At 53.6% G+C, this 25,476-nt stretch carries 23 protein-coding genes and 1 riboswitch; of the genes, 18 read left to right on the forward strand and 5 right to left on the reverse strand.

Annotated features, from left to right (window positions below; genetic code table 11):
* The first annotated feature begins 102 nt into the window (after positions 1-102).
* The 9 genes from PRIO_RS09130 (at position 103) to PRIO_RS09170 (ending at position 10,858) form a co-directional block, all read left to right on the forward strand.
* Positions 103-2,373 carry a glycoside hydrolase family 3 C-terminal domain-containing protein gene (locus PRIO_RS09130; protein WP_046501973.1) on the forward strand — a complete coding sequence of 757 codons (2,271 nt, stop codon included), beginning with the start codon at positions 103-105 and terminating at the stop codon, positions 2,371-2,373.
* Positions 2,374-2,573: 200 nt separating this feature from the next.
* Positions 2,574-2,680: riboswitch (guanidine-I (ykkC/yxkD leader) on the forward strand.
* Positions 2,681-2,742: 62 nt separating this feature from the next.
* The gene (locus PRIO_RS09135) at positions 2,743-3,087 is read left to right on the forward strand and encodes a DMT family transporter (protein ID WP_020432937.1); all 345 of its coding nucleotides are present in this window, start codon (positions 2,743-2,745) and stop codon (positions 3,085-3,087) included.
* A gap of 1 nt (position 3,088) precedes the next feature.
* The gene (locus PRIO_RS09140; RefSeq protein ID WP_020432935.1) at positions 3,089-3,403 is read left to right on the forward strand and encodes a DMT family transporter; all 315 of its coding nucleotides are present in this window, start codon (positions 3,089-3,091) and stop codon (positions 3,401-3,403) included.
* A gap of 193 nt (positions 3,404-3,596) precedes the next feature.
* Positions 3,597-4,460 carry an aldo/keto reductase gene (locus PRIO_RS09145; RefSeq protein WP_020432933.1) on the forward strand — a complete coding sequence of 288 codons (864 nt, stop codon included), beginning with the start codon at positions 3,597-3,599 and terminating at the stop codon, positions 4,458-4,460.
* Between the two features lie 160 nt (positions 4,461-4,620).
* A complete protein-coding gene (locus PRIO_RS35980; RefSeq protein ID WP_167345598.1) occupies positions 4,621-4,956 on the forward strand; it encodes a hypothetical protein in 336 nt (111 codons plus the stop codon).
* 674 nt (positions 4,957-5,630) lie between these two features.
* Entirely contained in the window at positions 5,631-7,094 is a 1,464-nt protein-coding gene (locus PRIO_RS09155; protein WP_020432925.1) for a PTS mannitol transporter subunit IIBC, read from the forward strand.
* 98 nt (positions 7,095-7,192) lie between these two features.
* Positions 7,193-9,262, forward strand: coding sequence for a BglG family transcription antiterminator (locus PRIO_RS09160; RefSeq protein ID WP_020432923.1), 2,070 nt, complete (start codon positions 7,193-7,195; stop codon positions 9,260-9,262).
* A gap of 16 nt (positions 9,263-9,278) precedes the next feature.
* Positions 9,279-9,713 (forward strand): PTS mannitol transporter subunit IIA, encoded by a 435-nt coding sequence (locus tag PRIO_RS09165; RefSeq protein WP_020432921.1) that lies wholly within the window; start codon positions 9,279-9,281, stop codon positions 9,711-9,713.
* Complete coding sequence (locus PRIO_RS09170; protein WP_046501980.1) at positions 9,713-10,858, forward strand: mannitol-1-phosphate 5-dehydrogenase; 1,146 nt, start codon at positions 9,713-9,715, stop codon at positions 10,856-10,858. Before PRIO_RS09165 ends, PRIO_RS09170 begins: the two co-directional genes overlap by 1 nt.
* Positions 10,859-11,206: 348 nt before the next feature.
* Here PRIO_RS09170 and PRIO_RS09175 read toward each other — a convergent pair whose 3' ends face one another.
* Together PRIO_RS09175 and PRIO_RS09180 are read right to left on the reverse strand one after the other, a co-directional pair.
* Positions 11,207-12,070, reverse strand: a complete 864-nt coding sequence (locus PRIO_RS09175) for an anti-sigma factor (RefSeq protein WP_046501983.1) — start codon at positions 12,068-12,070, stop codon at positions 11,207-11,209.
* Positions 12,042-12,650, reverse strand: a complete 609-nt coding sequence (locus PRIO_RS09180; RefSeq protein WP_046501985.1) for an RNA polymerase sigma factor — start codon at positions 12,648-12,650, stop codon at positions 12,042-12,044. The genes PRIO_RS09175 and PRIO_RS09180 overlap by 29 nt, the downstream gene beginning before the upstream one ends.
* A gap of 910 nt (positions 12,651-13,560) precedes the next feature.
* Between PRIO_RS09180 and PRIO_RS09185 the strand changes: the two genes are divergently transcribed.
* Genes PRIO_RS09185 through PRIO_RS09195 form a run of 3 tightly spaced genes read left to right on the forward strand, consistent with a single transcriptional unit; the run spans position 13,561 to position 16,866 of the window.
* Positions 13,561-14,730 carry a COG1470 family protein gene (locus tag PRIO_RS09185; RefSeq protein WP_020432911.1) on the forward strand — a complete coding sequence of 390 codons (1,170 nt, stop codon included), beginning with the start codon at positions 13,561-13,563 and terminating at the stop codon, positions 14,728-14,730.
* Positions 14,731-14,734: 4 nt separating this feature from the next.
* Positions 14,735-15,781, forward strand: coding sequence for an ABC transporter ATP-binding protein (locus tag PRIO_RS09190; RefSeq protein WP_020432910.1), 1,047 nt, complete (start codon positions 14,735-14,737; stop codon positions 15,779-15,781).
* Positions 15,778-16,866: an ABC transporter permease gene (locus tag PRIO_RS09195; RefSeq protein ID WP_085981663.1), complete on the forward strand. Its 1,089-nt coding sequence runs from the start codon at positions 15,778-15,780 to the stop codon at positions 16,864-16,866. Before PRIO_RS09190 ends, PRIO_RS09195 begins: the two co-directional genes overlap by 4 nt.
* 180 nt (positions 16,867-17,046) lie before the next feature.
* Here the strand turns inward: PRIO_RS09195 and PRIO_RS09200 are convergent, their stop codons facing one another.
* A complete protein-coding gene (locus PRIO_RS09200) occupies positions 17,047-18,120 on the reverse strand; it encodes a M42 family metallopeptidase (RefSeq protein WP_046501988.1) in 1,074 nt (357 codons plus the stop codon).
* Positions 18,121-18,271: 151 nt separating this feature from the next.
* Between PRIO_RS09200 and PRIO_RS35985 the strand changes: the two genes are divergently transcribed.
* The 4 genes from PRIO_RS35985 (at position 18,272) to spoVAE (ending at position 20,446) form a co-directional block, all read left to right on the forward strand.
* Positions 18,272-18,442 carry a hypothetical protein gene (locus tag PRIO_RS35985; RefSeq protein WP_020432907.1) on the forward strand — a complete coding sequence of 57 codons (171 nt, stop codon included), beginning with the start codon at positions 18,272-18,274 and terminating at the stop codon, positions 18,440-18,442.
* Between the two features lie 125 nt (positions 18,443-18,567).
* The gene (spoVAC, locus tag PRIO_RS09205; protein ID WP_020432906.1) at positions 18,568-19,068 is read left to right on the forward strand and encodes a stage V sporulation protein AC; all 501 of its coding nucleotides are present in this window, start codon (positions 18,568-18,570) and stop codon (positions 19,066-19,068) included.
* The gene (gene spoVAD / locus PRIO_RS09210) at positions 19,065-20,099 is read left to right on the forward strand and encodes a stage V sporulation protein AD (RefSeq protein ID WP_020432905.1); all 1,035 of its coding nucleotides are present in this window, start codon (positions 19,065-19,067) and stop codon (positions 20,097-20,099) included. Before spoVAC ends, spoVAD begins: the two co-directional genes overlap by 4 nt.
* Positions 20,096-20,446 (forward strand): stage V sporulation protein AE, encoded by a 351-nt coding sequence (gene spoVAE / locus PRIO_RS09215; protein WP_020432904.1) that lies wholly within the window; start codon positions 20,096-20,098, stop codon positions 20,444-20,446. The genes spoVAD and spoVAE overlap by 4 nt, the downstream gene beginning before the upstream one ends.
* 550 nt (positions 20,447-20,996) lie before the next feature.
* Here spoVAE and PRIO_RS09220 read toward each other — a convergent pair.
* Complete coding sequence (locus tag PRIO_RS09220; RefSeq protein WP_046501990.1) at positions 20,997-21,479, reverse strand: hypothetical protein; 483 nt, start codon at positions 21,477-21,479, stop codon at positions 20,997-20,999.
* A 381-nt stretch (positions 21,480-21,860) separates the two neighbouring features.
* Between PRIO_RS09220 and PRIO_RS09225 the strand changes: the two genes are divergently transcribed.
* Positions 21,861-23,204, forward strand: a complete 1,344-nt coding sequence (locus tag PRIO_RS09225; RefSeq protein ID WP_231869847.1) for a methyl-accepting chemotaxis protein — start codon at positions 21,861-21,863, stop codon at positions 23,202-23,204.
* A gap of 175 nt (positions 23,205-23,379) precedes the next feature.
* Here PRIO_RS09225 and PRIO_RS09230 read toward each other — a convergent pair whose 3' ends face one another.
* Positions 23,380-24,330 (reverse strand): hypothetical protein, encoded by a 951-nt coding sequence (locus PRIO_RS09230; protein WP_231869848.1) that lies wholly within the window; start codon positions 24,328-24,330, stop codon positions 23,380-23,382.
* Between the two features lie 188 nt (positions 24,331-24,518).
* Between PRIO_RS09230 and PRIO_RS09235 the strand changes: the two genes are divergently transcribed.
* On the forward strand, positions 24,519-25,475 hold the full coding sequence (locus tag PRIO_RS09235; RefSeq protein WP_020432898.1) for an AAA family ATPase: 957 nt from the start codon (positions 24,519-24,521) through the stop codon (positions 25,473-25,475).
* Position 25,476 lies beyond the last annotated feature (1 nt).

Genomic DNA, 25,476 nt, shown 5'->3' on the forward strand with positions numbered 1-25,476 from the left:
TTTACCTAATGAAAATACCAAGAATACAAATATTCTGCCATAAATCTGCCGTGAAGTATATTAGAATGAAAAATAAGAAAGCACTTTCAAGGAGGTTTCCCCATGACTACTGACATTCGACATCTCATTTCGCAATTGACGCTTGAAGAGAAGGCCGCACTCTGCTCAGGCCTTGATTTCTGGCATACCCAAGGGATTGAGCGGCTGGGCATCCCGTCTGTAATGATGACAGACGGTCCGCATGGCCTGCGCAAACAGGCGGAGAGCGCAGACCATCTGGGTCTTCATAACAGCGTGCCTGCCACTTGTTTCCCTTCAGCGGCAGGACTCGCTTCTTCCTGGAACCGGGAGCTGATCCGCCGGGTCGGTGAAGCATTGGGCAGAGAATGCCAGGCTGAGGATGTGGCCGTTCTGCTGGGACCAGGCACCAATATCAAACGTTCCCCGCTCAATGGGCGAAATTTTGAATATTTTTCTGAAGATCCTTATTTGTCTTCGGAGATGGCCGCGAATCATATTCAGGGTGTGCAGAGCCAGGGAGTGGGCACATCGCTGAAGCATTTTGCCGCCAATAACCAGGAGCACCGCAGAATGTCCACCGATGCGGTGATTGACGAGCGGACGCTGCGGGAGATTTATCTGGCGAGCTTCGAAGGGGCGGTGAAGCAAAGCCAGCCATGGAGCGTCATGTGCTCCTACAACCGGGTGAACGGCGAATATGCTTCGGAAAGTGAAACGTTGCTGACACGGATTCTCCGGGACGAGTGGGGGTTTGAAGGCTTCGTAGTGTCCGACTGGGGAGCGGTGAACGAGCGGGTGAAGGCGCTGCAGGCCGGGCTTGAACTGGAGATGCCTTCAAGCGGAGGGATCGGAGATGCCAAAATCGTCGCTGCTGTGAACAGCGGCGAGCTGTCCATAGAGACGCTGGACCTTGCGGTGGAGCGGCTGCTTGGCTTTATTTTCAAGCGGGAGGAGAACCGCCAAGAGAACATCCCGTTTGAGCCGGACGAGCACCACCGTCTGGCGCGTGAGGTGGCCAGGGAAAGCATGGTGCTGCTGAAGAATGAAGACGGCCTTCTCCCGCTGGCCCCGCAAGGCACGCTTGCCATCATCGGTGAGTTCGCCAAGAAGCCGCGTTATCAGGGGGGCGGCAGCTCGCATGTGAATCCGACGAGGCTGGATGATGCTTTTGCAGAACTGCAGGCGGTGGCGGGAGATGCTGCAAGCTTCCTGTATGCGCAGGGCTATGAGCTGGGCAGCGATGATGTGAACGAAAATCTTCTGCGTGAAGCGCGCGACACAGCCGCCAAGTCGGATGCCGCAGTGCTGTTCCTTGGGCTGCCGGACAGATACGAGTCGGAGGGGTATGACCGCAGCCATCTGTCGCTGCCCGCCAGCCACATTGCGCTGATCGGGGCGGTGGCTGAGGTGCAGGACAATATTATCGTAGTGCTGAGCAATGGTTCCCCGGTAGAAATGCCCTGGATCGGCAAAACGAAGGCCGTTCTGGAAGGCTACTTGGGCGGTCAGGCTTTCGGCGGCGCGGTTGCCGACCTGCTCTTCGGCGTCGTTAGTCCAAGCGGGAAGCTGGCCGAAACGTTCCCTGTGAAGCTAAGCGACAACCCGTCGTTCCTGAATTTTCCCGGTGAAGGCGACAAGGTGGAATACAAGGAAGGCTTGTTCGTCGGCTACCGCTATTATGACAAAAAAGAGATGGAGCCGCTGTTCCCGTTCGGCTTCGGGCTGAGCTACACCGAATTTGAATATAGTGACTTGGTGCTGGATAAAACCGGCATAAACGATACTGAAACCGTCCAGGTCACCGTAACCGTGAAGAATACCGGCAGCCGGACCGGGCAGGAGATCGTGCAGCTCTATGTCAGTGACGTGGAGAGCAGTGTCATCCGGCCGCTGCAGGAGCTGAAAGGCTTCCAGAAGGTAGCACTGCAGCCCGGAGAGGCGCGGGGGGTGTCTTTTACACTGGATAAACGGGCTTTTGCCTATTACAATGTGCAGCTTGGCGATTGGCATGTCGAGAGCGGAGCTTTCCGGATTGGGGTCGGCGCTTCCTCCCGCGATATCCGTCTGAATGCTTTCCTTGAAGTGGCTTCGACGACGGAGATAGCAGTGAGCTTTCACCGCAATACTACCGTCGGGGATTTGCTGGACAATCCGCTTACAGCAGAGCACGCGAAGAAATTCAGCAGTATTTTCGGACTCGAAAGTGCGATGGAGGATAATCCGGACATGTTCGTCGCGATGATGAAATATATGCCGCTGCGGGCCATGATCGGCTTCGGGCAGGGGAATTACACCGAGGAGGATTTGGCTCAGGATCTGCGGCAGCTGAATGCGCTGGCGGCAGCGAAATAAAGGGGATCGGGAGAACGTGATCCGCTGAAGAAGCTGAATTCGCAGATGCCATAAGTACCCGCTGACGCAGTGATGCGGCAGCGGTTCTTTTGGTCTAAAGAGGTGTCCTCCGTCCTTAGACGGGCGGAAATTGCTCCGGAATCTAGGGGTTGCCTTTCGCCCGGTAATTTGCTAACATACGTTGTAACATAATAATTCTTTTTTTAGTTTTCTAGGGTTCCGCGGCGCATTCAGGCCGGCAGGTCCGAGGGAAAACGCACGGAATTATAGTTCCGTGTCTACACGGAGGGATAAAAGCCCGGGAGGTATCGTCGTTGGACGATGGCCTTCCGGGTTTATTTTTTTGGAAAAAGAGGAGGAGATTCAAGCATGAAAAACAACAGCGCATGGTTCAAAATCGCAGGCGCCGCCTGTCTGGAGGTAGTGTGGGTGATCGGACTGAAGCATGCTTCTGTTCCCTGGGAATGGCTGATTACGGGGCTGGCGCTGCTGGTCAGCTTCTATACCATAATCGCGGCGAGCAGAAAGCTGCCGGTAGGGACGGTATATTCTGTATTTGTCGGATTAGGCACGGCCGGTACTGTTTTGGCAGATATGCTCTGGTTCGGTGAACCGTTCCGGTTGATCAAGCTGGTGCTGATATTGGTGCTGCTGGCCGGAGTCATTGGATTGAAGCTGGTTACCGGAAATTCCCATTCAAAGGAGGTGTCTTAACATGGATTGGCTGATGCTGATTGCCGCAGGCTGTTGCGAGATGCTCGGAGTGGCTATGCTCGGCAAGCTGCAGCGGGACCGGACCTGGCCGACCTTCTGTCTGTTCCTGCTGGGTTTTGGCGGCAGTCTGCTGCTGCTGTCCCAGGCGATGAACACGCTCCCGATGGGGACGGCCTATGCGGTATGGACAGGGATTGGCGCTTCCGGGGGAGCGGTGCTCGGTATGCTGCTCTATGGGGAGGGACGCGAATTACGGCGGATCATCTGCATCGTAATGATTCTCGGAGCAGCCGTCGGCCTCAAATTATTAGGCTGATTTTGCAGTGAAGGCAATGAAATGGACATGCCCGGCTGTCTGCAGCATACTTTCGGATGGTCATAGCAGGCTATGCGGCAGCAGTTTTCACGAAATGGATACCTGTACGATGTTTCGATTGAGGTAACATGGTAAGTATATATAGTAGGTATAATAAGGTAATCCAATTTAATGGTTAAGGGAGACTTTGTTCATGAACACCAATATATCCGGTACTATCACACTCAAGGACGGAACCGCCGTGACAAAAATGGGCCAGGGAACCTGGAACATGGGCGACAGCACAGCCACGCGTGACGAAGAAATAGCTGCTCTCAGGCTGGGGGTGGAGCTGGGCATGAATCTCATTGATACCGCCGAAATGTATGGGGACGGCCGTTCCGAGGAAATGGTGGGTGAAGCCATCCGGGGCATCCGGGATCAGGTTTTTCTCGTTTCCAAGGTGCACCCGCAAAATGCCGGTCTGGACCGGATAACCCGCAGCTGTGAAGAGAGTCTGAAGCGCCTGGGAACGGATCATCTGGACTTGTACCTTCTTCACTGGCGGGGGAAAGTCCCGCTGGAAGAGACGGTGAAGGGGATGGAGCAGCTCGTAGCCTCCGGTAAAATCGCCCGCTGGGGCGTATCCAACCTCGATACCGCGGATATGAAGGAGCTGCTGCGCATTCCTGGTGGAGACCGCTGTGCTGTAAATCAGGTCCTCTACCATCTCGGCTCCCGGGGCATTGAGCATGAACTGCTGCCATGGCAGCGTACCCACAAGATCCCTGTAATGGCATACTCTCCGCTGGCCCAGGCAGGCAAGCTCCGCAAAGGAGTGACTGAGAATGAGACGGTACGCGAGATAGCAGAGAAACATGGGGCAACCCCGTTGCAGATCATGCTGGCCTGGAGCATCCGGGAAGGCGATATCATTGCCATCCCCAAAGCATCGAGCCGCAAGCATGTCACCGAAAACGCCGAAGCCGCGAAGATCCGGCTGAGCGAAGAGGAATGCTGGAAGCTCGATGATGCTTTTCCTCAGCCTGCCTGGAAGGTGCCGCTGGATATGATTTGAGTTTAGTTATGGAGAGGCTGTCCCGGGAGTTTGGGGACGGCCTTTTTTTGGTTGGGCGCGGCGAAGCCGGCAGAGGAGGAAACAACGGCAAAGGTGCTATTGCTGGGCGCGGCTAGTTCGGATTCTTCGCTATTCACAGTGCGCCCAGCTACTAGGCCAAATGAGAGGTAAAAATACCTCTGATTCCGCCCCAAGCGGCCCGCTGAGGCAAATGAGAGGTAAAAATACCTCTGATTCCGCTCAAAGCGGCCCGCTGAGGCAAATGAGAGGTAAAAGTACCTCTGATTCCGCTCAAAGCGGCCCGCTGAGGCAAATGAGAGGTAAAAATACCTCTGATTCCGCCCCAAGCAGGCCGCTGAGCCAAATGAGAGGTAAAAATACCTCTGATTCCGCCCCAAGCAGGCCGCTGAGCCAAATGAGAGGTAAAAGTACCTCTGATTCCGCCCCAAGCGGGCCGCTGGAGCTCTATCCGCTCCTGGCAGATTGCGGAAGGTGATATGCAGCTGATCAGCGAGCCGCTTGATATGCTGGGCATCAACTATTATTTAACGGGACTGATGCCCGGCATGTCAGCGAAGGCGGGCTAATGCAGATCAGTACGGTGAACGTGGGGGATGAGCACACGGATATCGGCTGGCCGATCTATCCGCAGGGGTTTTACACCGTTCTAGCCGCATTTATGAATTGTATGGAGATATTCCGGTTTATACTACGGAGAATGGTGCATCCTATAATGACGAGCCGGTGAGGGGGCGCGGCGGATCGGAAAAGTATGGATCACTTTGAACGGACCTGCTGCTACACGATGCGGCTTGGTCTGATCCATGGGGGTTACAAAGACACCCGCCAGAACAAAAAAGGATAACTTTTACCAAAATAAGGTTTCGATTAACGGTTTTTACATTTGAATAATGAATCTAATGGCGGAAGCCTTGCGGTAAAATGCAGGCTTCCGTTTTTGCACATTAGGCCGTTCGGAGGAGGAAAAATGCCGGTAAATAGCCCTTTGGCAGGAACTCTTAAATGTTGTCAACAATGTTCATGACGAAACCGTGTTTTCAATTTGCTGACAAAGAAAGCGCTTTGATTTACGATGTCTGCATAAGGGATAACCTTTCAAAACGCTTCAAGATGGGGCGTCCCATTCACTAACATAAGGGGGCATTTTAAATGGCCACAACAGCAACAACGCAAACTTCATCCGGTGGTGTAAGGGTGAAGGTTCAACAATTCGGCCGCATGCTCAGCGGTATGGTTATGCCGAACATCGGCGCTTTTATCGCCTGGGGGTTAATTACGGCTTTATTTATTCCGACCGGCTGGTTACCCAATAAAGATCTGGCAATGCTGGTTGACCCAATGATCAAGTTCCTGCTGCCGCTGCTTATCGGTTATACAGGCGGGCAGATGATCAACGGGAAGCGCGGCGGTGTCATCGGTGCGATTGCGACCATGGGGGTTATCGTCGGGGCAGACATTCCAATGTTCCTTGGAGCCATGATTGTCGGGCCTTTGGCGGGCTGGGTGCTGAGACTCTTCGACCGTGCGGTTGAAGGGAAAATCAAGGCAGGCTTTGAAATGCTGGTCAACAACTTCTCGCTCGGGATTATCGGCGGTATTTTGACGCTGGGAGCCTACAAAGGGATCGGGCCGCTGGTTCAGGGGCTGACCAATATTTTGTCTAACGGTGTTGAATTTCTTGTCAATCATAACCTGCTGCCGCTGGTTAACATCATTATCGAGCCGGCAAAGGTATTGTTCCTGAACAATGCGATCAACCACGGAATTCTGAGTCCCATTGCTGCTGAAGAATCGGCGCGGATCGGGAAATCTATCCTGTTCATGCTGGAATCCAACCCGGGTCCAGGTCTTGGTATCCTGCTTGCTTACTGGCTGGTTGGCAAAGGTTCGGCCAAATCCTCCGCACCTGGTGCGGTGATCATTCACTTCCTGGGGGGTATCCATGAAATTTACTTCCCGTATATCCTGATGAATCCGCGTCTGATTCTGGCAGTCATCGGCGGCGGTGTAAGCGGTACATTTACCTTCCAGCTTCTTGGAGCGGGACTCACTTCTTCGCCATCTCCGGGCAGTATCTTCGCTTACCTTGCCATGACGCCTAAGGGCGGTTATGGACCGATGTTCGCCGGTGTTATTGTAGCAACCGTTGTTTCCTTCCTGCTCGCTGCGCTTCTGCTTAAGACCAGCAGCAAGAACAACGAGGATGATGTGGATCTGGAAGAAGCCTCTGCAAAAATGCGTGAAATGAAAGCTGCCGGCACTGCGGCTAACCCATCAGCAGCTGCAACTACAGCAAATGTAATCACTCCTAATGTAACGGCCAACGTACGCAACAAAGCAGATGTCAACAAGATCGTCTTTGCTTGTGACGCAGGTATGGGCTCCAGTGCAATGGGCGCTTCCGTTCTGCGGAAGAAGCTGCAGAATGCAGGCGTCAACATCACGGTTGTGAACTCTGCGGTCAGTGAAATCCCTGCGGATGCTGATATTGTAGTCACCCAGAAAACACTGACGGACCGGGCGATTGCCAGCAATCCGAACGCAGAGCATATCTCGATAGACAATTTCCTGAAGAGCCCGAAATATGACGAGCTGGTGGAACGTTTGAAGTAAGGAAAGCAGGGTCAATCTGTATTCAGCTAAATTAGGAGACAAACGCTGGCCCTCATGCAAGGCCAGCGTTTGTCTCCAGTTAAGGCGAGGGTTCGCAGATGATGAAAAAAATTACCGCAAGACAGCGCCAGATTCTATGGATTCTCTTGGGTGTGAAAGAAGAGATCACTGCTGCAGAAATCGCCGAGTCGACCGGGGTAAGCGTGCGGACGGTTCACCGGGAGATGGAGGATATTGAGCGGCTTCTGGGGGATTTCAGGCTCGATCTGATCAGGAAATCAGGAAAAGGCATCGCTTTGAGCGGATCTGAGGCCGCTCTTGCGGAGCTGCGTCTGTTTTTGCGGGAAGAAAAGCCTGCGGAATACTCCGGGGAGGACCGCAAAATCTATGAGCTTTGCACGCTGCTGGAAGCCGAAGAACCGGTGAAGCTGTTCACGCTGGCCCATTCGCTCAAGGTAACGGTGGCGACGATCAGCTATGACCTGGATGAGCTGGAGCCGTGGGTCCGCAAATTCGGTCTGGAGCTGGTCCGAAGGCGGGGGTACGGTGTTGAGATTACGGGTCAGGAAGCCGACAAGCGCCGGGCCATCTGCAGGCTGGCTGCTGAGTATCTGGACCTGTCCGATCTGGTAGGACATACGCCGCGGACCGAGAGCAACCCGGTTTTCCGCCTTTTGCTGACTACCGTAGGCAAAGTAAGTCTGATGACTGTGGAGAGCATACTGTGGGACATGGAATGGAAGTGGACTGCGGAGCTTCCCGAAATCGTCTACATGGAAATGCTGCTGGGTCTGGCTGTGACCACCCGGCGGATCGAGATCGGCCGGGGGATTAACAGCAGCGAAGAAGCCGGATTCTCCCGGGTATCCGATCACCGCAGCATTGCCGGTGCGGAGCAGTTCGCGAAGCGGCTGGAAGCGGCACTCGGACAGGAGTTTGCCCGCGCGGAGATTCTCTACATGGCCGGATTGTTCGACCGGGTACAGGAGTCGTTCTCCTCAAGCGGCGTCGCTTACGGCGATATGGAGCTGATGGAGATTGTATACAGGCTGACAGAGAGCGTGGCGAAGCGCACGGGGCTGCCTTTTGAGCGGGACCGTTCGCTGCGGGAAGGCTTGCTGGAGCATATGGACCCGGCGCTGAAGCGGATCCGGGAAGGCACGCGTATCCGTAATCCGCTGCTTGGGCCCATCCGCAAGGACTATGATTATTTATTCACTATTGTCCGTGCGGCTGCCCAGGATATCCAGCTGGAGCTGACGATTCCGGACGAAGAGATCGGTTTTCTGGTCATGCATTTTGGCGCATCCATGGAGAGGCTGAACCAGCTGAAGCGCAGTGTCCGGGCAATTCTGGTCTGTGCCAGCGGCCTCAGCTCCTCCAGGCTGCTCGCCACAAGGCTGGCCAAGGAGATGCCGCAGATTGAGGTGCTTGGCAACATCTCCTGGTATGAGGCCGCGCGTCTGCCCGGTACGGATTATGATCTGATTATTTCTACGATTGACCTGCCGATCGACAAGGAACGCTATATCAAAATCAGCCCCCTGCTTACAGGGGAAGAGATAGAGAAGCTGCTGAAGTATATCCAAAATATCACGCTGAAGAACCGGGAGCCGGCTTCACCCGGCGAGTCTGATCAGCCGGTCCGTGAGGAAGCTGCGCTGGGCCGGCTGAAAAGCTACAAGGGAATTCTGGATGAGACAGTCAGCCTGCTGGAGCGTTTCCGCTTCCACCCGCTGGACAACACCGGCTTGTCCTTATCCCGTACGCTGGCCGGAACGCTGGAGCTTTTGAATGGCAGCGGTGTGGTCGGTGACGCCGGTATCGTGCTGGAGCGCCTGCTGGAGCGGGAGCGAATGGCCAGCCAGGTGATTCCGGATACAGGGCTTGCGCTGTTCCATACCCGGAGCAGCCATGTCCATATGTCCTCCTTGACACTGTACCGGCTGAGTCAGCCGGTGCTATTGGAGGGCGGAACCGAGGTCCGCGTTATTTTGCTGATGCTGGCTCCGCGCAGGCTGTCCAGGGAGAGTCTGGAGGTGCTCAGCGAGATCAGCGCCCTGCTGCTGAATTCGGAGCTGGTCAAACTGCTGGAGGAACGGACTGAGCCCGAGATCAGGCAGTATTTATCGTCGGAGCTGCTTCATTTTTTTGAAAATAAAATGTGAAAGTGAGAGAAACCATATGAGTATACTGTCTGAAAATAAAGTGATTATGAACGGTGCCGCCAAAGATAAATACGAAGCGATCACTATGGCTGGAAAGCTGCTTGTCGATGCCGGACATGTAACAGAGGAATATGTGCCCAAAATGCTGGAGCGCGAAGAGGTGGTGTCGACCTATATGGGCGGAGGGCTGGCGATACCCCATGGCACCAAGGAAGCCAGACCTTTTATCAAATCCACCGGGCTGTCGGTTATCCGTTTTCCGGACGGTGTGGATTTTGGCGGGGATGAGCCGGCTTTTGTGGTCATTGGCATTGCAGCCGCCGGAGACGGGCATATGGAAGTGCTGACGAATGTGGCGATGATTTTTACGGAAGACGATGCGATTGAACGGGTGATGAATGCCCCTACCCCGGCCGATGTCATTGCAATCTTTGAAGGAGGACTGGAGTAATGAAGGCGGTCCATTTCGGTGCGGGCAATATCGGCAGAGGTTTTATCGGCTTGCTGCTGTCGCAGGCAGGGTATGAGGTATGCTTCGTTGATGTGAATGAGGCTTTTGTATCCCAGCTTCAGGAGCGGAAGGAATATCCGGTGACGTTGGCCAGCGAAGGGCAGGAAACCGTGATCGTCAAAAATGTGACTGCGCTGAGCAGCGTGACCCATGCAGAGGAAGTGGCGGCGTCCATTGCTGAAGCTGATCTGGTCACCACGGCTGTCGGAGTAACCATCCTTAAGCATATTGCCGGTGTGGTTGCAGATGGCATCCGCAAACGGGTGGCGGTCTCCAACGCTCCGCTGCATGTCATTGCCTGCGAAAATGCCATCGGCGGCAGCGCCCAGCTCAAAGAGCTGGTGTATGCCAAGCTGGACGGGGAGTCCCGCTCCAAAGCGGATGTCTCCGTTGCTTTTCCGAATGCGGCTGTGGACCGGATTGTGCCGCTGCAGCAGCATGAGGATATCCTGAAGGTAGTGGTGGAGCCATTCTATGAATGGGTTATTGATTCCTCGCAGATGATTCCCGGATATGTGCCTGTAGCGGGGGTTCATTATGTGGACAATCTTGAGCCATACATTGAGCGCAAACTGTTCACGGTGAACACGGGACACTGCTCGGCGGCCTATCTGGGCTACCTGCGGGGCTATGAGACGATCCAGCAGGCCATGGCCGATGAAGCTCTGACTGCACAGGTCCGTGAAGTGCTGGAGGAAACCGGTGCAGTGCTGATTCAGAAGCACGGCTTCGATAAGGCGCAGCACAGCAAGTATATCGACAAAATCCTGGAACGCTTCCGCAACCCGGCGCTGACGGATGAAGTGTCCCGTGTCGGCCGCTCGCCGCTGCGCAAGCTTTCTCCGAATGACCGCCTGGTCTCTCCGGCATTGCAAGCGTACGACAGAGGACTGGGCTATACAGCCCTGACCCGTTCCATGGCCGGAGCTTTGCTGTTTGATGTGAAGGATGACCCTGAAGCTCTTGAGCTTCAGGCTGCGATTGCAGAGCTAGGCGCCGAAGCCGCTGTAACAAAATACACAGGTATTGCTGCAGACCATACGGTGCACCAGTCCATAATGTCAGAGTATGCAAAATTGAAATAAAAATAGTCCAAACAGGGGCTTTGTGCTTCAGCCGGCTTGTGCACCGGCTGAGCCGCAAAGCCTCTTTTGTTGTGAACAGAGGTTTCGTGCAGAGAGTTTCTGCAACAGATTAGCCTCTGTATCGGCTGGACACGGGAGATTGCCCAAATACGCGGCAGGCTGTATTTTCTGCAATAGAACAGCCCCGGATTCAGCTCGACAGCCGGATCAGCTAAATTTTCTGCAATAGCTTTCCGGGGCAATTTGGCAAAGCCGAATTGGGGGCACTTCCCCGAAATTTCATCGCCTGAAGTGCCGCGAAAAAACGGCATGGATGTCTACTGCATGGAATGCATCCTGCTAAATCGTTTATCGCTTAAGCAGATGCACCCAAGCGGCATCCGGTGAAGTGGGGCTAAGGCTGCCGCCTGTCGGCTCGACCGTCAGCGCGATGTTGTCCGCTTCTCGCAGCTGGCTGCCTTTTACATACAGATGGCCCTTGGCATCTTCAATCTGAATCAGTCCCAGCGTATTCCGATTGCCGTTCTTAACAGCCCAGGCCTGGATTGACAGGCCGTCGCTGAGCGCGACATCCTCGATCAGCACGAACAGTTCCTGGGAGCTGCCGTTGTACCAGACATTCCCGGAGAACTGGTCCTTCCGGCTCCAGTCCAGCGGATAGGCAACCGTCTCCGGCCTGTTCAGCACCGCCATAGCCTGGGGCTCATAGCTGCTCACATAGCGGTTGCGCTCCGAGCGCCCGTCCTGCTCCGTCCCAAACAGGCCGAGCAGCATGATGCCCACTGCGCCGCACAAGGCGAGTGCCGCCGCCCCGCGCCGGTAGGCCGGACGCAGGCCTGCTATTCTGCGCCGCCATCCCGTCCAGCGGACGCGGCGTCTTAACCTCCGCCGCACTGCACTTGACGGGTAGAGGGGGGACTGCTGCCCTGATGAGCCGCCGATATACCCGCCTCCTGAAGCGTTGTATCCGTCCGCGCGTCTTGCCGGTTCCGGTTCCGGGGCCGGTTGTGCCAGGAGCGGCAGCCAGGTGTCATAAAGCTCACGGCAGGCCTGGCAGTCTTCCAGATGGCGGCCCATCTCGGCGCGTTTGTCACCCTGTATGTCATTGCCGATCCAATCGATCCATTCCTCCTCGCTGTAATGGCGGAAGGGGACACGGGAGCCCCTGCCGCTGTACGAAGGTTCAGGATTTTCGTTTTTGTAACGGTTCATGGGAGATGTCTCCTTCCGGCTGCTCGATCCAGCCTTGCTTGATGAATTGCCTGCGCATATTGGCAACACCGTATTTAATCCATGATTTCACCGTGCCCAGCGGAACACTCCAGGAATCTGCAAGCTCCTGATGCGTGTGGGCGGCATAATAGGAGCCGAGAATTGCTTTCTTCTGGTTGGCCGGAAGGGATTGCAGCGCATCACCCAGCGCTTCGCATTGCAGCTTGCGCACCGCGGCATCTTCCTGCGGCCCGTCTTGATTCCTGAGCTGAGTCTCGGGATTGGCAAGCGGTTCGGTGCGGGCCTTGCGCCGCAGCCTGTCGATGCAGCGGCTGCGCGTCATCACCGCCAGCCAAGCTTTGACCGTGCCGCGTGAAGCGTCGTAGGCTCTGCCTTTCCGCAGCACCTCCAGAAAAATGTCATGGCAGATATCCTCCGCCTCCATCCAATCCTGTGTCTGCCGGTAGGCGATCTGCATGACGAAAGGCGCATAGCAGCCATAAAATTCGTCAAACGCGGCTGTGGAGCCTTCGCACATTTTCGCCAGCGCCGCGGCCATCGCCTCGTTGTGGGGGTCCATCGCTGTTTCTCCTCCCTTTGCAACATCCTCGGTGCATATGCCGTTCAATTTCTCTCTAAACCTTTTACCTGACTGAACTTTAACCAACCTAATTCAAACTCAATTCCAGCTCCATTTCAACCTAATTCTAGCTCCGATCAAGCATAATCAAACTCCACTGAAACTCTACTCAAAAGTCAATATTAATTTACATATATTTCCACCACTCTTCAAACCAGCTCTATCAATCTCCAAACAAACTCTATCAAACTCTATTTAGATCCAATTCAACTCCAACCCATCTCCAAAAAACACCTAATATTCCAGATATGTTCCATCGATACCGGTGCCGAACCAGCATCATATAGCAGCTCTGTGGAGGATTGTCCCTGCGAACTGAAGGCTAAGTGGAATTAGTACAACTATTTTGCTTGGAATCCGTTCCTCAGAGAAGTTAGTGGGATTTTGTACACTTATTCTGAATGATTTCCCTACTTAAGCAGCGATTGACTCTGTTTAGTTGTACTTTTTCCCACTAAAAGTCACCAGGAGGTCTGACGCCTCCATTTAGTTGTACTTTTTACAACTTAAAGTTACCCGGAGATCAGAAGCCCTCATCTACCCGAAATTACTCTACTAGAATTGCCCTGCTCGACACCATTCAACCGAGCCGTTAGCAGCCAAAGCTCTGGGGGAGTAGCTCTTGGGTAGTCGAACTTTACTCTTCCGCTTGGCGATAGTTCCGCTGCGGCCTTGGATGAGCGCTTCCAAAAAAGATGAGCAGGCGCAGCATGTTTTCTGGCCCTTTTCTCCTTTTTACCACTAAAATTATTCTTTTGAAAGTCCTCAAAAAATTTATTTTCCGGAGTAAATCCAAACGCGGTTGCCGTTCGTATCTTTATCGGATGAACTACCGAAGGAGGAGTTATTGATGTTAAAACGATGCGGTAAACCGCTGGCGGCACTGCTGATCCTGCTGCTGTCCGGCCTGGTCTGGAGTTCAAATGCAGGGCTGCCCAAAGCGGCGGCTGCGGGAACGGTGGAGCTGTATACACCCTATGTTGAGCTGTCTGCCGCTCCGGGTGAATCTGTGTCCTATCCGGTGGATGTAATCAACCACGGCACGGCTACCCAGAAGGTGGGGCTGTCCTTTGACGCAGGGGGGAACTTTTGGAAGTATGAGCTGACGGCAGGCGGGCGGCAGGTTCAGCAGCTCGCTGTCAAGGGCGGGGATACACAGAGCGTGAACCTGCAGCTTGAGGTGCCGCTGAAGATCAACAAGGGAAGCTATACCTTTGCTGTAAATGCTCCGGGGCAGGATTCTTTGACGCTTAAGGTCAATGTATCGGAGCAGGGAACCTTCAAAACCGAGCTGGCCGTCGATCAGTCCAATATGGAAGGCCATTCCGATACCACCTTCACATACAGTGCGGTGCTGCGGAATCATACCGCACAGAAGCAGTCCTACGCGCTTGCCGCCCAGGCTGCGGACGGATGGGATGTGCGGATTAAGGCGGACGGCAACAGCGTGACTTCTGTTGCACTGGAGGCCGGAGCAGAGAAGAACATCAGTATCGAAGCCAAGCCGCCGGAACAGGTGAAGGCGGGCACCTACAAAATCCCGGTAACGGCGACAAGCGGATCGACGAGTACCCAGGCTGAGCTGGAAGCGGTAGTCACCGGGACCTATGGGATTCAGCTCAGCACCTCCGACAATCTGCTGAGCACAGATGTAAAAGCCGGCGGGGAACGGCGGATTAATCTGGTCATTACGAACACGGGCAGCGCTCCGCTTGAGGATGTATCCCTGACTTCACAGGGCACACCTACAGGCTGGGAGGTTTCCTTCGATCCTTCCACCGTCCGCACGATTGCGCCGGGAGAGACGGCCACCACCCAGGCCATTATTAAATCCAGCGGCAATTCGCTGCCGGGGGATTATGTGGTTACGCTCAGCGCCGCTTCCGCAGCCAAATCAGCCACGGCCGATATGCGGGTTACCGTAAAGACCTCCGTATTCTGGGGCTGGATTGGCGTGTTGATCATTGCCGCTGTCATTGGCGGAATCTATTACCTGTTCCGCAAATTCGGAAGACGGTGATGTTATGGATACAAATATCGAGCAGCGCTTAACATCGGGAGCGGTAAGTAGAGACAATTATTCTGTTAACAACGAAGAAAATTCATTTGTTATTGAATTAAACGGTCTGACCAAACAGTATGGCACCTTTACTGCTGTGGACGGCCTTAGCCTTGCGATCCGCAAAGGGGAGGTTTTCGGGCTGCTGGGCCCAAACGGTGCCGGCAAAACAACAACGATACTAATGATGCTCGGCCTGACGGAGCGCACCTCCGGCAGTGCGCTGATCTGCGGGTATGATCCAGCGCGGTATGCGCTGCAGGTTAAGCGCCGGGTGGGTTACATGCCTGATGATATCGGGTTCTACGAAGACCGTACCGGGCTGGATAATTTGATCTATACGGCCCGGCTTAACGGGATTGAAGCGGAGGAAGCAGAGCGGAGCGCGAAGCGGCTGCTGGAAAAGGTCGGGCTGTCCGGCAGCGCACGGGCCAAAGTAGGCACCTATTCCCGCGGGATGCGGCAGCGGCTCGGCCTGGCCGATGTGCTGATCAAGAATCCCGAGGTCATTATTCTGGATGAGCCGACGCTCGGCATCGACCCGGAAGGGGTGAGGGAGCTGCTGGTGCTGATTTCGGATCTGAGCCGGAATGAAGGCATCACCGTGCTGCTATCCTCCCATCAGTTGCAGCAGGTGCAGCAAATCTGTGACCGGGTGGGACTGTTTGTTAAAGGCCGGCTCATCGCCTGCGGGGATATCGCCACGTTGTCCAGGGAGCTTAATCAGGAGCTGCGCTTCGAGGTGGAGCTGGTTGTTCAGCCCTGGAGTGCGGAGCTGGCCGGAAGACTGCAGGCGATCGAAGGCGTGCAGAGGATGGAAACAGAGGATTGGAAGGGGGAGAATGCACCGCCGGGCAGCGTGCTGGCCACCTTGACCTGCGACCGGAACTTGACCTCTGCCATCGCCGCTCAGGTCATACAGAGCGGTGCGGAGCTGTATTTCATCACCCGCAAGGAATTTGGGCTGGATGAGATCTATCATCGTTACTTTGAAAGGAAGGAGGAAGGATGATGACCGTAAAAGCGCAAAACGCTGCGGCGCCGCTGCGTGTGGGCTGGTCCAGGCTGCGTTCCCTGCTGCGGGGAGGCGGCAAAACCCCCGAGGGGGTGGACAGCAGGCAGGATGGGCGGGAAGGAGGCAGCGGGTCAGCCTTCTGGGTCATGGTGCAAAAAGAAATGGGGGATCATGTCCGCAGCTGGCGGTTCACCATCCTGATCGGCATTATCGTACTGGCCTGCATCGGCTCGATTTATTCTTCCATCAGCTCCATCAAGAGCGGAGGGAAGGCGGATCAGGGGCCGGCAACCTTTTTATTTCTGAAAATGTTCACGCTGTCCAGCAGCACCCTGTCCATACCGACCTTCACCACCTTTTTATCCTGGCTGGGTCCGCTGATCGGCATCTCGCTGGGCTTCGACGCAGTGAATTCGGAGCGGAACAAAGGGACCCTGGGGCGTTTGCTCTCGCAGCCTGTTTACCGGGATGATTTTTTAAAAGCAAAATTCACCGCTTCACTGCTGCTGATAGCCGTCGTGGTGTTTTCTCTGGGGCTGCTGGTTACAGGGCTTGGCCTGCTTACTATTGGCTATCCGCCGACTCCGGAGGAGTTCTGGCGCATCCTGTTTTTTCTGATCATCGCCACCGTCTATATCGGCTTCTGGCTGAATTTGTCCATTCTGTTCTCGATCCGGTTCCGCCAGGCGGCCACCTCCGCTTTGTCGGGTATCGCTGCCTGGCTGTTTCTGACGCTGTTCTACAGCATGATCATCAGCCTGATCGACAGTGCCACCGCCGTCTCCCAGACGGCCACGGTGGGCGAGCAGCTCCGCCATGTCCATTTCATTCTTGCCCTGAACCGGCTTTCGCCGACCGAGCTGTTCTCCGAGACCATCACCACGCTGCTCTCACCGGGAATTCGTTCCTTGGGTCCGCTGACGATGGACCAGCTGGTGGGCGCGATCTCAAGCCCGTTATCCCTGGGGCAGAGCCTGCTGCTGGTCTGGCCGCAGCTGACCGGACTGCTTGCCGCAACTGCACTCTGTTTCGGCTTGTCCTATTACTTGTTCATGCGCCAGGAGGTGCGTTCGCGAAACTGATTGATCCGTACCCATATCCATAAAAAACGGGCTGACCGGGAAAGCTATTCCTGGTCAGCCCGTTGTGCAATTAATGCACACTGTCCCTTTCAGGCGAGTGGGAGAGCCGGTTCAGCTCTCTATTAAGCTGCAGATTTTCCGGTTCAGCCGGTTCTCTATTAGGCTGCAGATTCTCCACTCTTAGCTGTTCTCAAGTATGGTGTGCAGCGTTGTGCGGTCCAGCCCTTCCACCAGCTTGATCAGCAGCTCTTTGGCAGCCGCGTAATCATCGCTGTGAATGATGGAGGAAGCGGTATGGATATAGCGTGAACAGATGCCGATGACAGCTGACGGCACGCCGATCCCGCTGACATGCACCTGACCGGCATCTGTGCCTCCCTGCGAGACAAAATACTGGTATTTGATCTTATGGGTATCCGCCATATCCTGTACATACTCGATTAATCCCCGGTGTGTAATCATCGTCGGATCGTAGATGCGCAGCAGCGCACCCTGGCCCAGCTGGCCAAAAGCCTGGCGGTCGCCGGTCATATCAGCGGCGGCGCTGGCATCGAGGGCGAAGTAAATATCCGGCTGCAGCAGATTGGCTGCGGTACGCGCACCGCGCAGTCCTGCTTCTTCCTGTACGGTTGCCCCGGCGAAGACAGTATTCGGTAATTTCTTGCCGTGCAGCGCCTGAACCAGCTCAATCGCCAGACCTACGCCATAGCGGTTGTCCCACGCCTTGGCCATAATTTTCTTGGGGTTCGCCAGCGGAGTGAACGGGCAGACCGGGAGAATCTGCTGCCCTGGAGCTACGCCGAAGCTCTGCGCTTCTTCGCGGCTGTCTGCACCAATATCGATGTACATTTTACGGATGTCGCCCGGCTGCTTCCGTTCTTCGTCGCTCTGCAGGTGGATCGGGGTGCTGCCGACAACGCCGGTAAGTGTGCCTTTGGGGGTGATAATCTGCAGCCGCTGGGAGGCGACCGCCGAGGCCAGCCAGCCGCCCAGGGGCTGGAAACGGATCATCCCCTTATCGGTAATGCCTGTAACCATAAAGCCCACTTCGTCGAAATGCCCGGCGACCATGATTTTGGGCCCGTTCTCTTCCCCGCGCAGCACGCCGAACAGGCTGCCAAGCCGGTCCTGTACGAACTCGTCGGTATAGGGTGCCAGTGCATCCTTGACGTAGGCGCGCAATTCGCGTTCGAAGCCCGGGGCTGCGGGGAATTCAGTCAGTGTTTTGAACAGATCAAGTGTTTCTGGATTCATTGTGCATATCGCTCCTTTACTGTCATCTAGTATGAACATTGCAGCTTGAATTGTCCATGACTGGAGGGCAAAATGAACACCCGGCACTACTGCTGCGAATACTATGCAATAATGGCTCTGCAGGCAGGGGCCGGGAAAGGAAGCGAAGCGGATGAGGGTGGCAGGAAGTGTTCCCCGGGCATGGGCCCAAAGTGTATCCGGCAGGCAGGACGCCCGCAGAATACGCCGGAGATACAGCCCGCGTTATATTGCTGAGCGCCAAGCTGTGCTTATCTTGATTCTATTCATCGTGCTGGTTATTGTGCTGCTGTATTTTACCTGAAACTGGCGGGACATAACGGAACGGCAAATGGCGAACAATAAGGAAAAACTTCTAACGAAGGGAGATGCCTGAGTCTTAACGGGTGCAGGCCTCTCTTTCGCATCCTTTTTACGGAGGTGTCCGATTTGCCGGCAAAAACCAGAAAATCAGGGGTTAAGCTGAAGCTTGACACTCTGACCCCGAACGATTATGAAAAATTGTCCAAGCCTTACGTTCCGTCCCGTCCGGTGTTCAAAAACTGTATCCGTGCCTTCCTCTCGGGCGGTTTGATCTGCGTGATTGGACAAGGCATCCAGGAGGCGTTTATGGCGATCTTTGATATGACCTCAAAGCAAGCGGCCAGCCCTACTGTTGCCATACTGATCCTGATCTCCGTGATTCTGACTAGCTTTGGCGTATATGACAAGCTTGCGCAATGGTGTGGTGCAGGCACAGCGGTTCCTGTCACAGGGTTCGCCAACAGCATGTGCTCCGCAGCGCTTGAGCACCGGGCGGAGGGACTTGTGCTTGGGGTAGGCGCCAACATGTTCAAGCTGGCAGGATCTGTTATTGTGTTCGGGGTAGTCGCCGCATTTGTCGTAGGCGTAATCTATGCCATTTTGGGCTTTGGAGGTGGACACCTATGAAGCAGCTTGGGAGCCAGACGTGGCAGTATACTACCCGTCCGGTTATTCTCGGCTCCTCTGCAGTTGTTGGCCCGGAGGAAGGGGAGGGGCCTCTGACTTCAGATTTTGATTTTATTTATGATTCGCTGAAAATGGGCGAGAAAACATGGGAGAAGGCCGAGCGCACCCTTTTCGAAAAAGCCTCCAAGCTGGCACTCATCAATGCTTCGCTGGAGCAGGAACAACTGGAATTTTTCGTCGGGGGCGATCTGATGAATCAGATTATCAGCAGTTCCTTTGCGGCGAGACAGCTGGGTGTGCCTTACCTGGGAGTATTCGGAGCCTGTTCCACTTCTATGGAGAGCTTGGCCATTGCCTCAATGATCGTGGATTCAGGCGGCGGCAAATATGCACTGGCGGGAACGTCCAGCCATAACTGTACGGTCGAGAAGCAGTTCCGCTATCCCACGGAATACGGCTCGCAAAAGCCTCCAACCGCCCAATACACCGTTACAGGCTCAGGCTGTGCGGTTATCGGCCGGGATGACGGCACGTCAGCAGGGCCGCATGTCGTTATGGCAACGATGGGCCGCATAATGGACCTGGGCCTCAAGGACCCTTTTAATATGGGGGCTGCCATGGCTCCGGCCGCTGCGGATACGATTACTGCGCATTTCCGCGACACTGCCCTTTCACCCGGGCATTATGATCTGATTGTTACCGGAGACCTTGCCAGTGTAGGCCTGCCGATTGCCAAGGATTTGCTGGCCAAGGAAGGCATTCCCATGGAACAGACCGATTTCAAAGACTGCGGCTTGATGATTTACGATCTGGACAAGCAGAAATATGTAATTGCCGGGGGCAGCGGCTGTGGCTGCTCTGCAACGGTAACCTACGGCCATATCCTCAAGCGGATGAAAAAAGGAGAGCTGAAGCGGGTACTGATTGTGGCTACCGGCGCACTGCTCTCGCCGCTGTCTTACCAGCAGGGAGAGACGATTCCGTGTGTAGCCCATGCTGTAGCCCTGGAGATGGGGGGTGATGGAGCATGATCTATTTATGGGCTTTCCTGATTGGGGGTGCCATCTGTGTCATCGGCCAGCTGTTGATGGATGTGCTGGGGCTGACACCCGCCCATACCATGAGTACGCTTGTGGTGGCCGGAGCTGCCGCTGATGCCTTTGGCATATACGATCCGCTCGTAAAATTTGCCGGTGCCGGGGCGAGTGTGCCGATTACCAGCTTCGGGAATTCCCTGGTGCACGGCGCGTTGACCGAGCTGGAACGGGATGGCTGGATTGGAGTCGTTACCGGCATATTTGATGTAACCAGTGCAGGGATATCGGCCGCCATTGTATTCTCTTTCCTGGCCGCACTCGTTGTGCGCCCGAAGGGCTAGCAAATTTTTTTATCATAAAGGCCGCCGATCGGCGGCTTTTTGTGATTTCTTAGGAAATTATACAATGCTAACAAAGTGGATAGCTATAAAGCTTCAGATGAATAAGGAGGTGCAGGCGGAATAAGCTCCATCGGAGGAATTAGCGGACAGAGGAGACTTTATTTTGCCAAAAAGTTTGCTTTCCTGACGGATAAAGGACTCAGGAGCCGTTATTTTGTTCATTCGAGGCTGAAATGAGGGGGGATCGGACAAATAGCGGCATCTCAGTCCGCATAACCTGCTGAACCGTCTGAATCGGCAAAATAAAGGCTCTCCTGTCCGCAAGAGCTGCGGATCGATCCCGAAGAGGCCAAATGACGCTAGTTTTGCCTAGGGTACAACCATCCGTGCCCCCAACGTGCCTCCAACGTACCCCCAGCGTGCCCCCGTCGATTTTGTTACGGTGAGGAAATCGCTGTGGTTATAAACTCCGGGCTGTTTTTCATCTTGAACATCATTTCCAAATTCGGGTTTCAGGATCAGCCCCCCCGATCAGAACCCCGTTTCAAATTTACTTTACCTCCAGCTTTTTAGACTCTGTTTTAATTTTCACATCTTTACTATTTCCATTATCCATAATCGAAAATTCAGCAACTGCCGAGACATAGTAAGTGCCCGATTTTTTGATCTTATAAGTGTAACCTTCCGAAATATTACTTTTACCGCTTAAAATACGAGCGATTCCCCCATCTGTAACGGCGTAGGCATTTATCTGAGTCCCACTTTCATCCTTGATTACATACGTAAACAGTCGTGTTCTACTCGAAATTTGCAAATTGGATAGGGTTTCTTTTTTCAAACTTGCTTCAATTGAAAACTCCTCATTGACCTTAACTTTTTGTGGTAGAGAAAGCTTAACCGTAAAAGGATTTTGTTTACCTGTGGAAGAACCTCCTTCTGCACTTGATGCAGAAGATTGATTAGGTATTTGCATTGGATAACTAAAAAGAATAAAAAGAGCAAGAAATCCCAAATAAAATTTTTTCAAAATCATTATCCATCTCCCCCCTCTCCCATCTAGACGGTAAAAAAGTTTTTTTGTTTCAATAAAAATCAAATTTTTTCCAAAATATTAATTAGGATTAGGGTTGAGATACATTATATTACATATTTCTCTTATTACGTTAAAAGGAATGAAAGTTAAAATGACCAACATTACAGTTAAAAACATGTCGAATAATGACGATAAACAAAGTAAGAAAAGCATCATAATAAGATGGGGGAAGTGCGAGCGTTGCAGAATCATAGATTAACCGAAATTATTTGGATGAGAAACAAGATTATCATCTGCGCTTTTTGGGTTGTGGCCCTGTTAGGCGTGGTTGTAGCCTTCCAATCGTCAGACTTGTGGATAACAAATGCGTTTGTTGTTCCCTTGAGTGCCGTTTTAACCGTGCTTCATCTCAGGAAAAAAGGAACTCTCATCATACCTTGGGTGTTTACCGTTATTCTTGGAGTATTATCCGTTTATCTGAATCAGGGTGAGGTTAACATTCCGGTGGCGCTGCTGTTTTGCTCGATGCTGCTGTTTTACCCGAATTATCACTATTTTGCGATTGCGGCGGGTGCGAATGCTGTTAATATATTCATTCAGACCGTTACGGGACATTCAGCGGGCGGTGCCAACTCGGATTTTCTGGCCTACTTGGGCGGATTTGGCATGTTTGTGCTGATCAGCGCCGTTATGCTCGGCGTATCCATTGTGAACCGCAAGCTGTTCCTTCGCAGTGAGCTGCAGCGGCAAGCGGTCGAGGCTTCGGGGGCACAGGTGGAATATTTGATGGAGCGTGTGAAAAAGGCGGTAGACGGATTGTATGCTTTTACCGGGAATTTCAAAGAGGAAGTGGAGATGGTCGATGCCATCACCAATGAAGTGGTTATCGGATTTCAGGAAGTATCCAAGGGCATTGAATATCAGGCGAGCAGCATCGCGGACATCACCGAGTCCATTTCCGTGTCGGATCAGCACATCCGCGATGTGGCCGGCTATTCCCAAGAAATGAAGCAGTTGTCTTCGGACACGGCAGACGTCAGCGAGCAGGGCAGCAGCAATATCTCCCTGCTTGCGGGTCAATTCGCCGAACTGCGGGAAGTCATGAATAACACCTCCGGGCAAATGCAGGAATTCTCCGAGCGGAGCCTGGACATGCACACGATGCTTGACGGAATTATGCAAATTTCCCGGCAGACCAATCTGCTGGCATTGAATGCTTCTATAGAAGCGGCACGAGCCGGGGAGCATGGACGGGGGTTTGCCGTAGTGGCCGGAGAGGTGCGCAAGCTTGCCGAAAGCTCAGGACAGACAGCGGATTCCATCAGCGAGGTACTCGCCAGCCTCCGCCAGCAGACCGAAGGTCTGATTGCACAGTTCGAACAGAGCCTTCAGATTCTGCATATGGGCAGTGAATCCGCACAGAACACAGAGAAGGTATTCCAGTCCATCCAGACTAACGCCAACAAGGTGCTGGCACAGGCCGGGGATGTGGAGCAAAGCTCAGCGGGCATGAAGCATTTTTCCGAAAAGGTGGTCGGAGAAATTACGGAGTTTTCCAGTGTTACCGAGCAGTCCAGCGCCGCAACAGAAGAGATTCTGGCAGGTGTGGAGGAGCAGCGCAACATTACCCATCACATGGTGGAGAGCTTCAAACAGCTGGAGAGCCTGATTGTGGGACTGAATGAACTGGTTTCGGGCGAAAACACAGATACTAAAAAAGAATAGAGTATAAGAGGCTGGCTGGGGAGACCCGTCCGGCTTCTTTTTTTATGTGTTTTTGCTGCATACGGCTATGAGGCCGGCTTCTCAACCCCGAATACCGCTGTGGTCGAATCAGTCCGATTGTCCTGTGGAAACGCCTGATCCGCCTAAATAACGGATTTCCTGTCCGCATCGTCGGCTACAAAGGCAAGCGGCTCCCGAGAAGCTTCAATGCCGAAGCGCTGATATCTTTATAATCTTTTTCGAGCCAGAGCCGGGGTTCCGGTTCATAGTCTTTGTTAAAAAGCAGGGCCGACAGGTTGCTGATCATTAGATAAGACGCATAAGGATGAGGGAAATCCGGATCGTTTTTGGCCTGCAGCAAAAATTTTTTTAGAATCGTATGATCCTTGGAATAGAATAGCTCGACTAACTTGGCCCGATATTCCAGCTCTGTGGATTTCATGTCAGGAAACTGGCTGTAGTCATACTGATGCTGCGCTTCGTGTTTCAAAAAGGAAATTTGAAATTCTTCTGACTGCAGATCGCCATAGCGCTTGAAATTGCAATACAGCCCTTCCACGTCGGCCCATCCACCGACCCATTTATGCTCACATGTAGCGAAGCTTATCCAGCCCTCCAGCAGAAAGTCCGACATCATATAGACCGTAACGTGCTGCTGCCCGGACGGAAGCTCAACCTCAAAATCCGCGCTTTCCATCGTGCGCCAGATATAGGGTCCTCTATAGGGAGGCGTGACACCTCCTAAGAAATAATAGCCTTTTTCTGCGAAGATAAGGGTCAGTTTCTGCTCAATTGCATCGAGGTCCGGCGTGTTCTCCAGCTGTACTAACGCAGCCAAAGCATTCTTGAGATTTTCCTCGGCGGCGGGTAACTCTTCGGTGCGGGTTAACACTCTACGGAAATAAGCATGGTAAGTTAGAATGACACTCTTGATCCAGCTATCCGGGCATACAATCTGCTCTTCATAATCTTGTGAATAAAAACGTTCTGTAAACTGCTGCTCGATTGCTGTGACTTCTTCGGTCTTGGGCTGGAGGGATTTCAGGTAATCCATAGCCTGGGGAATATCTCCTTGAAGGCACAGCGAATAAAATGTATCCATATCTCCACTTCTTTCTGCAAACATGATGCAAAACCGGGACTCATAATACTTTCTATTAAAAGTATAATTTTCCTCCATGGGATTTATTGATTTTGGGGGACGGCATGCCTGCGTATCTTAAAGATCGTAATCTCGAATAATGTACTTTGGGGCCCCTAATCATGTAAAATGTAAATATTACTGCTTATTCTGACTTAGGAGGATTACCCTATATGCCCGTACGTCAAGAATCCATGCAAATTATGAACGCTGTACGCAATAATCTGGAATCCTGCATCCTTGGTAAATCATTTGAAATAGAGCTGCTGCTGACTGCTCTGCTTGCCGGCGGACATGTTCTGATCGAAGATGTACCGGGAACGGGCAAAACCCAGCTTATACGGGCGCTGTCAAGATCCATGTCCGGTGAATACCGCCGGATCCAGTGCAATCCGGATATTCTGCCAAGTGATATCACCGGGGTGTCTGTCTATCATCCGCGCGATGAAATGTTCCATTTCCGTCCGGGCCCGGTCATGACCAATATTCTTCTTGCCGATGAGATCAACCGCGCCACCACCAAAACGCAGTCTGCACTGCTTGAAGTGATGGAGGAACGGAATGTTACTGTGGATGGGGAGACGTATCCGCTTCCGCATCCGTTCATGCTCTGCGCGACGCAGAATCCGATTGACTTCGAAGGCACCTATACGCTGCCGGAAGCCCAGCTTGACCGCTTTATGCTGCGGATCAGCCTGGGTTATCCGGATGCGGATACCGAGAAGAATCTGCTGATGAGCCATCAGGAGGGCCAGCCGGTGGACAGGCTGACCCCCGTTACCGGCATGGACCAGATTGCCGCCATTCAGGAGGAAATCCGTTCCGTCTATATCAGCGATCCTGTCCTGAATTATCTGCTGGATGTGGTCCGGCAGACCCGGGAGCACCCGCTGGTGCTGCTCGGGGCAAGTCCCCGGGCCTCCCTCTCGTTCATGATGGCCTGCAAGGCTTATGCGTTTCTGCAGGAACGCGATTATGTGCTGCCTGATGATGTGAAGATTCTGACCCCTTATGCCCTGGGGCACCGTATTCTGCTGCGTCCGGAGTCGCGTCTGGACAACGTTAATGTGGACACCCTGCTGCAGAAGCTGCTGCAGAGCATTCACGTGCCTGTCACGATGAGGCAGTGAG

Origin of the sequence: Paenibacillus riograndensis SBR5 (genome assembly GCF_000981585.1) — a bacterium.
In the GTDB taxonomy this organism is placed as follows: Bacteria; Bacillota; Bacilli; order Paenibacillales; family Paenibacillaceae; genus Paenibacillus_AQ; species Paenibacillus_AQ riograndensis.